The 10,243-nt window shown below is 56.6% G+C and carries 9 protein-coding genes and 1 pseudogene; 4 read left to right on the top strand and 6 right to left on the bottom strand.

Going from position 1 to position 10,243, the window contains the following annotated elements; translation table 11 throughout:
• Positions 1-114: 114 nt before the first annotated feature.
• From H6F57_RS14020 to H6F57_RS13995, 6 genes and pseudogenes are all read right to left on the bottom strand, one after another.
• Positions 115-669: pseudogene (locus H6F57_RS14020) on the bottom strand (MBL fold metallo-hydrolase); the annotation flags it as partial.
• Between the two features lie 88 nt (positions 670-757).
• The gene (locus H6F57_RS14015) at positions 758-1,282 is read right to left on the bottom strand and encodes a phosphate-starvation-inducible PsiE family protein (RefSeq protein ID WP_190626367.1); all 525 of its coding nucleotides are present in this window, start codon (positions 1,280-1,282) and stop codon (positions 758-760) included.
• 76 nt (positions 1,283-1,358) lie between these two features.
• Positions 1,359-3,089 carry a diflavin flavoprotein gene (locus H6F57_RS14010; RefSeq protein ID WP_190626366.1) on the bottom strand — a complete coding sequence of 577 codons (1,731 nt, stop codon included), beginning with the start codon at positions 3,087-3,089 and terminating at the stop codon, positions 1,359-1,361.
• A 421-nt stretch (positions 3,090-3,510) separates the two neighbouring features.
• A complete protein-coding gene (locus H6F57_RS14005; protein WP_199289662.1) occupies positions 3,511-4,656 on the bottom strand; it encodes a HAMP domain-containing sensor histidine kinase in 1,146 nt (381 codons plus the stop codon).
• 209 nt (positions 4,657-4,865) lie between these two features.
• A complete protein-coding gene (locus H6F57_RS14000; RefSeq protein ID WP_190626365.1) occupies positions 4,866-5,051 on the bottom strand; it encodes a hypothetical protein in 186 nt (61 codons plus the stop codon).
• 96 nt (positions 5,052-5,147) lie between these two features.
• Entirely contained in the window at positions 5,148-5,849 is a 702-nt protein-coding gene (locus tag H6F57_RS13995) for a 2,3-bisphosphoglycerate-dependent phosphoglycerate mutase (protein WP_190626364.1), read from the bottom strand.
• Between the two features lie 209 nt (positions 5,850-6,058).
• Between H6F57_RS13995 and H6F57_RS13990 the strand changes: the two genes are divergently transcribed.
• The 4 genes from H6F57_RS13990 to H6F57_RS13975 all read left to right on the top strand — a co-directional run bounded on the left by H6F57_RS13990 (position 6,059) and on the right by H6F57_RS13975 (position 10,242).
• Positions 6,059-7,507 (top strand): YdiU family protein, encoded by a 1,449-nt coding sequence (locus tag H6F57_RS13990; RefSeq protein ID WP_190626363.1) that lies wholly within the window; start codon positions 6,059-6,061, stop codon positions 7,505-7,507.
• Between the two features lie 133 nt (positions 7,508-7,640).
• Positions 7,641-7,967 (top strand): DUF3082 domain-containing protein, encoded by a 327-nt coding sequence (locus H6F57_RS13985; RefSeq protein ID WP_190626362.1) that lies wholly within the window; start codon positions 7,641-7,643, stop codon positions 7,965-7,967.
• A gap of 147 nt (positions 7,968-8,114) precedes the next feature.
• Entirely contained in the window at positions 8,115-9,614 is a 1,500-nt protein-coding gene (locus H6F57_RS13980; protein ID WP_190626361.1) for a cryptochrome/photolyase family protein, read from the top strand.
• A 16-nt stretch (positions 9,615-9,630) separates the two neighbouring features.
• On the top strand, positions 9,631-10,242 hold the full coding sequence (locus H6F57_RS13975; protein WP_242042958.1) for a hypothetical protein: 612 nt from the start codon (positions 9,631-9,633) through the stop codon (positions 10,240-10,242).
• The last annotated feature ends 1 nt before the right edge of the window (position 10,243 follow it).

The raw sequence follows: 10,243 nt of genomic DNA, 5'->3' as shown, positions 1-10,243 counted from the left end.
TGGCGTCGATGACCTTCTGACGCAAATCAAGGCTGTAGGGTTTGGCCATTTCACTCCTTACAATGAGACTCCCTTGCTTAGGCTACGTCCTAATCACCTTGGCCATAGCTATAACTTATCGCTATAGAGGGTTTGACTGGCCGGGTCGTAGGTACACAGCCCATCGGGCCAGCGAGGGGTAGGCACAGAGATAAACTGCAGCCGATGCCCCTGACCCAAATCCAGCGTATCCCCGGAGCGGACCGGGCGCAAAATTTCGTCGGCATCGGCCAGGGAAGACTTTAATGCGTTCGCGGCAGGCCTTGAACACACAATCTGAGACTGGGGGGCCAGTTGCCGCAACCGAGTCAGCGTGGCGATGCGGTTGGCGTTGACGTGGCTGACAATGATGGTGTCAATGGTGCTGACATCGACATGCTGGGTTAGTGCCTCTATATAGATGGCCGTGAACGATTCCCCCGGGGGGTCAATGACCGCTACTTTGTCGCCGCGAAGGAGGTAGGAATTCGCGGTTGTGCCACGGCGGAGGCTATACTCCACTTCAAATTTGAGTCGCTCCCAAGTGCGCGATCGCAAAACCTGAGACTGTAACCCGAGATCAACAACTTGAACATCTCTAGGGCGCGATGGGGTTGGACTGGATGGTGGAACAGAAAGAGAGACAGTCATGGCAGGCAGGCCAAAGAAAGGTCATAGGTTAAGCGGGCACAGGCCTCAATTAGGCGATAAAACCTGTTGTGCCTAGGGTGATTGATGATTAGTCAGGTTCGGCATGGGCGGCAGCCACGGCGCTTATGTCGTTGGCAAAGCGAATGCGATGGCGGCGAGACACCTGCTGCTCCGGGTCAACGCCATCGAAGGTGGGCGGAATCCACGCCCGCACGACCAGCAACCCACCCAGCACCACGAGGAACAGACAGCTAGCCAGCACTTGAATCCAAGGCGTTTCGAGCACTCCTCTGACAATGATTTCTCGCAGCACTGACACAATCGACACCTCGACCGCAACCCCGATCGACACCCGATGCTCTTGCAGATAGATAATCAGCAGCCGGAACAGCTCGACCAAAATCAGCAAAAACAGAATGTCAGAGGTGACATGGGGGAAATCGAGCGGTGGCAGCAGGGAGAGAAACATCTCGCGCAGCTGCATCACCATAAAGCTGAACAGCCCAATGCACAGCGAAATTACAATCACGTCTTGAACGGTTTCAAGCATACGAACCACGGTGCTGCCATTGAACCAGGTAGCCCAGCGGGAAGAGTGGGGAAGGTTTTGCATAGGAATTGCCAAAGGTAGGGGTGAGTGAATCGGTGAGAGAGTGGATGTCTCGGGTCGTAGATAAGGCCGAGTTTCCTTAGTAGTGATTGCTGGTGTTGCGGTGGTGCACCGCCGTCAGCCCATCGGGTTTCGCCACCCGACCCACCGTGGCGGTGCAGTAGATGACCCAGTGGTCACCAGCTTCCAGCCGATGGGTAACGGTACATTCCAGGTAGGCCAGAGATTCGGCCAAAATCGGAGAGCCATTGGCGGCGGCGTAGGTGGCGACGCCCTCGAAGCGATCGGCCCCAGGGGAAAAGCGCTTGAGAAAATGTCGCATCAAAGGCTGGTAGTTGCCGGCTTCCAGCACGTTGAGCACAAAGGTGTCGCCATTGTGCAGAAGGGATTCAATGGCGCGGTCTCTGGCTACTGCGATCGCAATACCGGGAGGCTGAATGCTGGCTTGAATGACCCAGGAGGCCAGCATGGCGCTGCTGACATTGCCCTTTTGGGTGGTCAAGATATAGAGTCCAGTACTGAGTCGACCCAGTGCCTGATCCAGCCCTGCATCGAGAGATGGACCGGGCTTCACGCTGCGCTCGCGATTCACCCACTGGCCCAGGTCGGTACCGGCTTCCTCGCAGAGTTTGTCAGTGACTTTGGTGGGAGCTGCTTTAATCAAAATGGGTTCAAAGGCGGCAGTCAGCCCCAGTTCCTGAAATCGGTTGCGCAGGGGAAAGATCGGTTCGTCTTGGCCGCCGCCAGTTTCGAATAGCCCGATCGCCTGCTTAGGGTGAACGGTCGCGAGAATGGTGCTGAGGATGGGCTCTAGACCAACAACGATTTGAGGCGGCATACCCAAAACCAAACCAGCCGCTGTGGTCACCAGTTCTCGCACCGCCTGGATATCGGTATCGAGCAGATCCACCAGCTCTACAGCGGTGCCGGTTTTAGTCAACCCCTGGCCCAGGGCATGGGCAATGCGATCGCTGTATCCGTACTCCCCGGCATAAAAGACCGCCACAAAGGGTTCTCCCTTGGTTTGGGCTTCGCTCCAGGTGCGGTAGCGCCCCATCCAATTGCTGATATGGTGGCCCAGCAGGGGGCCGTGGCCGGTGGCGATTTGGCCAATTGGGAACGGCTCAAGGCGTTTGAGGGCAGCTAGCACCGAGCGGGCATTTGGCCCCATCAAACAGTCGTAGTAAAGCTGAAAATCAGCTTCCAGCAGGGCGGGGGTCTCGTCGTAGAGGGTGTCGTCGCAGTAGTGCAGGCCAAACACATCGCAGGTGTAGAGCACCTGGGTACCGCTGTCGTAGGTGAGCATGGTGTCGGGCCAGTGCAGATTGGGGGCCGAGATAAACGCCAATTCGTGGTCGTTGCCCAGATCCAGGCGATCGCCGCTTTTCACCATCTGCGCCGCAAAGGAGCGGTGGATCTGGCTCTGCAAGAACTGAATCGCCACCTTAGAGGCCACCACCGTGATTTGAGGAGCCAGGGTTAACAGGTCGGCAATCAGTCCGCTGTGGTCGGGCTCGGTGTGGTTGACGATCAGGTAATCAATTTTTTTGGGATCAACGATCGCCTTCAAGGCATCCAGGTACAAGTCTTTGAACTTGCCGTGGGAGGTATCGATCAGCGCCGTCTGCTCGCCTTCAATCAAAAACGAGTTGTAGGTGGTGCCGTTTTGCAGCTCAAACTCAATGTCAAAGCGATCGCGATCCCAGTCCAGGCAGCGCAGGGCGGTTGAATCGGGGGCAATGGTTGTGGTTTGTACCGTCAGACGCCCCGCAGGAGCGCCTACCAAGGGGAAATCAACCAGGGAAACCATGGAGCCTATCTATCCTCATTGAGATTTGGCTTGACACCTCTCAATGATTGACGACATGACAAGATTTGTAAAATGTCAATCTCAAAACCAACTCATTAGAGATTTATATAGAAATATGCATTCTTATTTATCTTGCAAATGCATTGAGTGGTCTCAAGGTTTGAGGTCTCCCCTCCGTTGTGGCGCTGTTTGAGCTGCCCTAGGGACGCAGCTTCTATACCCCAAAGGCTTGCTCTAAAATTTTGTTACGGCTGCGGCTCCTGAAACCATTGGCTAGTCTTGGCCTGGATGATTCATGATCCTAAGCCAGACATAGCAGGACAACATTTCATGGGTGAGATGGTGCGTTGCGGTCAAAGAGGGGAATGAGAATATCCAAAACGGTGGAACCGACGCACCTTACGCTTACTGACGATCGCCTTCAACCGGGCACGGCAGGCGGCAGGTGGACGGTGAACCTTGTGCCTTCCTGCACTGTTGAAACGACCTCTACCGTGCCCCCGTGGGCGACGACGATCTCGTGCACGATGTACAACCCCAACCCGATGCTGCCCGCAACCCGCCCCGCTGTCGATTCTTGCATGGTGTGGCGCATGAGCGGGTCAAAGAGCGTGGCTAGCATCTCTGGTGGGATCGGCGGCCCTTCGTTATGCACGCTCAAGACCACGGTTGACCCGTCTGAAGCGATCGATAGTTCCACCGGTCCCTCGGCTGACCCGTGCTGAATTGCGTTGCCCATGAGGTTAGAGACGACCTGGCGAAGTCGGGCCGCATCCCAGTCGCCCATGAGGTCGCCAGCGGGGTGAAAGCGCAGGGTGCGCTGCGGGTAGACAAGGGAGAATCCCTCGAAGACGCTGCGACAAAGTTTTTCCAGATCGACCGCATCGCGCGTTAGCGGCATGGCGCTGCCTATCCCTGTTGAGGCGAAGTCGATCAGGTCGCTAATCAACCGCGTGACCACCTCCGTGTTCTTCTCGATGATCGACAGCGCTTGGGCAGAGATTGGGTCTTGATTTGTGGTGCGCGCGACAAGTTGTGTCGCCATGCTGATGCAGCTCAGCGGGTTGCGCAGGTCGTGGCCGAGGATCGCTAGGAACATGCGGCGCGACTGCTCGACGCGATCGGTGTAACTGCCAATGGCCTCGGCAAGCGATTGATCGAGCGACTCGTTGAAGCGGGTAATATCGTCGAGGTCGTTGATGTCGATCTGCGGGCGGCTCGCGCGCCATAGGCGGAGCACACTGGCGCGCAGGGCGCGGTATTCGGAGACGACCTCCATGATGTCAAAGCCCGAGCCCAAGCGGGCCGCGCCGTGCAGTACCGAGGCGTGGTCGAGCGGGTCGCTCTCTTCGCCACCAGCGCCGCCGTGACCTTTAGACTTGCTCGTCTGCTGGGCAGGGCTTTGGCCAGTCTGCATGTCTAGGGCAGCCCCCCGCAACATTCCCTCGGCGTCGTCACGCAGGGCGAGTTTGGTCATTTTCATCCCAGGCGCGAGGCTGCGCGCAAATGCTTCCCATTCCATGAGGATGGGCTCGATGTTCCCGAGAATGAAGTCTGCCAGCCGCATCAATTTTTCCGTTGGGAACATCTCAAGAATAGAGGCATGATACCGCTGGGGGCGGTCAAAAAGATATCAGCTCGATGTCTCTATAGGAGTGAGCAGGGGGGTGAGCAAGTAGAAATACGTCAGCCTAACTGCACCTAGAGGGTAATTAGGTAGAAAGAATTCACTGTAACCACTTCACAGACTCAATATTCGGAAGGCGGCACGTATTGCTAACAGCCGCGATCGCCCTGACTCAGTGGGGGAGTTTGGCAGGTGTAACCCGCGCGATGGCCTTCCCCTGGCTCCAAGGTTGACGGGGGAGCGATCGCACCAATACATCCATCCATTAAGCCGTTCAGCAGAACGGTATCCACGCAGAACTCGAAAATCTTAGTGCTGTCCGCAATAGTGTTCACGTAGGTTCGGTAGAACGCAGTGGAACCCAACACCGATTGGGTTTTGTTGGGGTTTGCTAGTGCGTCAGCCAACCTACGCGATGGCTGTGGTTTTTATTACACCAGTATTACTTTGTTGGTAAACACGCCTTCGGCATTTACGTCATAGATAATCGGTACACCCGTGGCCAGTTCTAGGCTGGCCACGGCCTCTTCACTGAGGCGATCGAGTACCATCAAAATCGATCTCAGCGAGTTGCCGTGGGCGGCCACCATCACATTTTTTCCGGCCTTTAGCTCTGGCAAAATCGCTGCTTCAAAAAACGGTACCGTGCGCTTTACTGTGTCCTCCAGGCTCTCGCCCCCTGGCGGTCGCACATTGAAGGATCGCCGCCAGAGGTGAACCTGCTGCGCCCCAAATTTCAGCGACATTTCGGCTTTATTCAACCCTTGTAGATCGCCGTAGTAGCGTTCGTCTAGCGCGGGGGAGCGAATGATTTTGAGTTCTTTGTCGGGTTCGCCAAAGTGGCGATCCCAGCCGTGCCAGTCGGGTTCTGCTGGGTCGTGCCAGATGTAGGGTAGGCGGCCACCGCACACCTCATCGCACTCGGTCAGACAAACGATCGCCGTTTCGATCGCCCGAATCAGCATGCTAGTGAAGCAGATATCGACGGTGTAGCCCGCATCGCGTAGTTTGCACGATGCGATCGTCGCCTCCGCCCGCCCCCGCTCGCTCATGGGGATATCGACCCAGCCGGTGAATTTGTTGACCGCATTCCACAGGCTTTGCCCATGGCGTATCAAAATCAGTTTAGCCATAGCGCAGGCCCGTGGGAGAGAAACTATCCATAAGGGTAAGTATCCTTCCTTTGTAGCCTTTAGAGATGTTTGACGGGGCACAGCCAAATCGGCACTGGCGACAGCTCGCTGCTTTGGGGCAAGGCTCTCAAAATGCCAACCTGCAAAATTTTTTGCAATACTTTAGTAATACTCCTGTTGCTAAAGTCCCCTCGCTTAACTTCAGTTTTATGACTGCTGCCAATCCCCTGCTTGCCCTCGACTATCTGCCCGCCCTAGAGTCTCTAGGGGATGACTACTACGACATCGTCGCTGCCGCCAAATTTCCGCAGCACATCCTCCGATTTCGCAACGACGATGTCGTGCGGCGACTCGGCCTTGACCCGGCCACCGTTAGCGACGACAACTTTACCGAAGCCTTTGGCAAGTTTCAGGGGCGAGAGCCATTTATGGCTCTGCGCTACCACGGCTACCAGTTTGGTGAATATAACCCTTTTCTGGGCGATGGGCGGGGCTTTCTCTACGGCCAGGTGCGCGGCACCGATGGCAACCTCTACGACTTTGGCACCAAGGGTTCTGGCACCACCCCCTACTCGCGCGGCGGCGACGGTATGCTTACCCTCAAGGGTGGTGTGCGCGAAGTGTTGGCGGCAGAAGCGCTCCATGCGCTGGGGGTAAATACCTCCCGCGCCTTCAGCCTGGTCGAAACGGGGGAAGCGCTCTGGCGCGGCGATGAGCCTTCACCCACGCGATCGTCGGTGCTGGTGCGCTTTAGTCAATCGCACATTCGCTTTGGCACCTTTGAGCGGCTGGAATACCACAACCGCCCCGACCTGATTGCCAAGCTGCTGGAGCATGTGATCGATATTTACTACCCCGAGGCGCGGCTGTTTACCGATACCCAGGAGCGGTATCTGCATTTTTATGGAGAACTGTGCGATCGCGTTGCCCGCCTCGCTGCCCAGTGGATGTCGGTAGGCTTTTGTCACGCTGTGCTTAACACCGACAACATGTCGATCACAGGCGAAAGTTTTGACTACGGCCCCTTCGCTTTTATTGACGGCTACGACCCCCGTTTCACCGCCGCTTACTTTGACTATGCCGGCCGCTACAGCTACGGCAACCAGCCGATCATTTGCCAAATGAACCTGAAGGCGCTGCAAAAGCCCCTCAAGCTGATCATGCCCGAAGCCGATCTCGAAGCCGCTCTGGAGCCCTTCAAAGAGCGTTACGAAGCCTACTACCAGCAGCGCATGCTTCGCAAATTGGGCTTTGAAGCCCTTACGGGCGATCTGGCTAGTACCTTAGTCAGCCAAACCATTGAATTGCTAAGCGTTGTAGAAGTGGGTTATCACGATTTCTTCCTGGGGCTGACCGAGCAGTTCTCCATCGGCTGGCGCGACGATATCAGCCAAATTTTTAGCACCGTGCTGCAAGCCTCTGACTCGGCGGCGGCGGCTCCGCTTGAAACCTGGCGACAGACCTACCATCGCTGTTTGCAAAGCCTTGATGCAGAGAAGATGGCAGATGTTGCCTCATTACTGCAACGCACCAACCCCTCCACCGTACTTTTGCGTCCCGAGATTGAGGCGATCTGGGAACCCATCACGACCGACGACAACTGGCAACCCTTCTACGACTTGCTGAATAAGATTCAGTTTCCGTTTGGGCAAGACTAGACTCTCTAGTACTGGCCGCGAGGATGGTGGGCATTGCCCACCCTACGAACTTTCCCCATCTCTTTTGGCAGGGGTAGGGCATGACCGACCCTAGGTAAAATGAGATACAAACGTTTTGAGTAACTTAACTCCTATGACTGACGACCCTACCTCTAGCCCCCTGGCTCCTCCTGCCACCGGCAAGATTCTCCAGTGCTTTAGCGGTTCCTTTGTCGCAGGCACCATCGCTATGCTGGCCTACCGCATGATGCTCTCGATCGCCGCTAACTTTGCCGCCCGGCCCGTGCTGTCCGACAACCCAGCGGTGGTGAATATTTCATCGGCGGTGCGCACCCTGGTCGTTGGCATGGCTGCCCTGGGGGCTGGGATCTTTGGGCTAGCGGCCCTGGGGATATTCTTGCTGGGCGTTCAGCTCCTCTTTCAGCGCCTGACCGGACGGCCCTCCACCCTGCGAGATTAGGCATCAGGCTTTGGTTAAATCCACGGTTTGTCGGTTGGGCATCCCGTCGATCTGGAACAGTCGAGACGGCCATCCCACGTGCTTGAGTCCTTGCTTCTTGGCAACCTGCGTAACAATGAAGCAGGCGGTTTTAAGGACGCAGCACAAATGACCATTGGGGTTTGGGTACTGGGTAATCAGCTCTGGCAAAATCAGGCTGCACTAGCCAGCTGTGAGGGCAAAGACGCCCCAGTTCTGTTCATAGAATCCCAAACCTTTGCTGAGGAGCGCTCTTACCACAGGCAAAAGCTGGTGCTGGTGTGGTCAGCGATGCGCCACTTTGCCGGCGAACTTAAGCAGGCCGGGTGGGCTGTTACCTACGCGATCGCCAACGACACCGCAACTGCCCTGCGCGCCTGGGTTAGGACCGAGGGCATTACCGAACTGCGGCTGATGGATGCTACCGACCATCCGTTCACCGCCTGGTTGCAAGGGCTAGATCTGCCCTGCAAGGTTGTGATTCTCGACAACAATCTCTTTCTTTGGCCGGCTAAGGACTTCAACGCCTGGGCCGACAAGCGCAAGGGCCTGCTGATGGAGAGCTTTTACCGTGCAGGCCGCCAGCGCTTTGACCTGCTGATGACAGGCGACCAGCCGCTGGGTGGCCAGTGGAACTTTGACAAAGACAACCGCAAACCCCCCAAGGGCAAGCTCAATACCCCGGCCGCTCACTGGTTTGAGCCTGACGCCACCACCCAGGCTGTGATCGACCGGGTAGAAAAGTTAGAGATTTTGACCTTTGGCGAGGCCACTCCTTTTTGCTGGGCCGTCACCCGCGAGCAGGCTTTGCAAGTGCTAGATGGGTTTATTGCAGAGCGGCTCAAGACCTTTGGCCCCTACCAAGATGCGATGGTTACCGGCGAGGACACAATGTGGCACGCCTTGCTCTCGCCCTACCTGAACCTGGGCCTGCTGCACCCGCTAGAAGTGGTAGAACGGGCGGAGGCGGCGTTGGCGGAGCATGACCTGCCGATCAACAGCGTAGAGGGCTTCATTCACCAGGTGATGGGCTGGCGGGAGTACATGCGTGGTCTGTATCTGCACTTTGATGCCGACTATGGCGATCGCAACTGGTTTGACCACCGCCAGCCCCTACCCGAGTTTTTCTGGACTGGCGAGACGGAGATGAACTGCCTGCACCAGGTGATTGACCAGATCAAGCGCACCGGCTATGCCCACCACATTCAGCGGCTGATGATTCTTAGCAACTTCTCGCTGATTGCTGGGTTTGTGCCCCAGGAGGTCAAAGACTGGTTTCACGCGGTGTTTATCGACGCCTACGACTGGGTAATGCAAACCAATGTGATTGGCATGGGCCAGTTTGCCGATGGCGGGCTGCTGGCCTCTAAGCCCTACGCCTCGTCGGCCAACTATGTGAACAAAATGAGCGACTACTGCAAGGGCTGCCGCTACAACCCCAAACAGCGCACCGGGGAAGACGCCTGCCCGTTTAACTACTTTTACTGGGATTTTCTCCATCGCCACCGCAACAAGCTGCAAGCCCAGGGCCGCATGAGCTTTATTATCAAGAACCTAGACCGGATGGATAACGAGGAGTTAGCGGCAATCCACCAGCAGGCCCAGGAGTGGCACGCGGCCCATCGGTAACCAGAAGTTGTGTTTTGTGACGGTTTGGAAGGGCGATCGCAGCCCCCTTGGCCCTGGGGCTAAAATGCAGATTCGAGGGGTGGATCGTAATTTCACCCTGTGGCGATCGCCCCTTAAGGGCCGATTGCCGATCATCACACTGCTTTTCCTTGTTAAAATCCCCGGTATTTTCATGGTTCAAACTGCACCTCAGACCCCAGCCGACACCGTCCCAGCTGACAGCTACCTGGTGGTGGGCCTGGCCACCTGCTACCTGCGCCAAGAGGGCGAGACTATCGAGATTCAGGTGCTTGAGCCGATTCCGTCGTCCTATTTAGAATCGGTAATTCAAGGGGTGCCAACCTCCTACAGCGCCATCTGTGGCACCACCATGGCCCAAGCCCTAGCGTTGGAACTACCCGAGATCGCTGCGGCCCCCGCCCAACCCTGCTCTGACTACGAAGAGCGCATCCTGGCCGCCGCCCGCACCTACCAATCTCGGCCCGCCGCGACAGAGCTAGTTCCTGTAGGCACCCTGCGCCGCGATCTCAACTACTCCACCGAGAGAAAGCGGGTGCTCAACAGCCAGCGCAAAATTTCAAAGAACGACAACGTCAAGCAGCACAAATACACCCACGAAGTGCTTTAGA

This window comes from Leptolyngbya sp. FACHB-60 (assembly GCF_014695775.1).
In the GTDB taxonomy this organism is placed as follows: domain Bacteria; phylum Cyanobacteriota; class Cyanobacteriia; order Phormidesmidales; family Phormidesmidaceae; genus Nodosilinea.
Note: the sequence above shows the minus strand (reverse complement) of the source record. Positions and strands in the feature narration are given on the sequence as shown.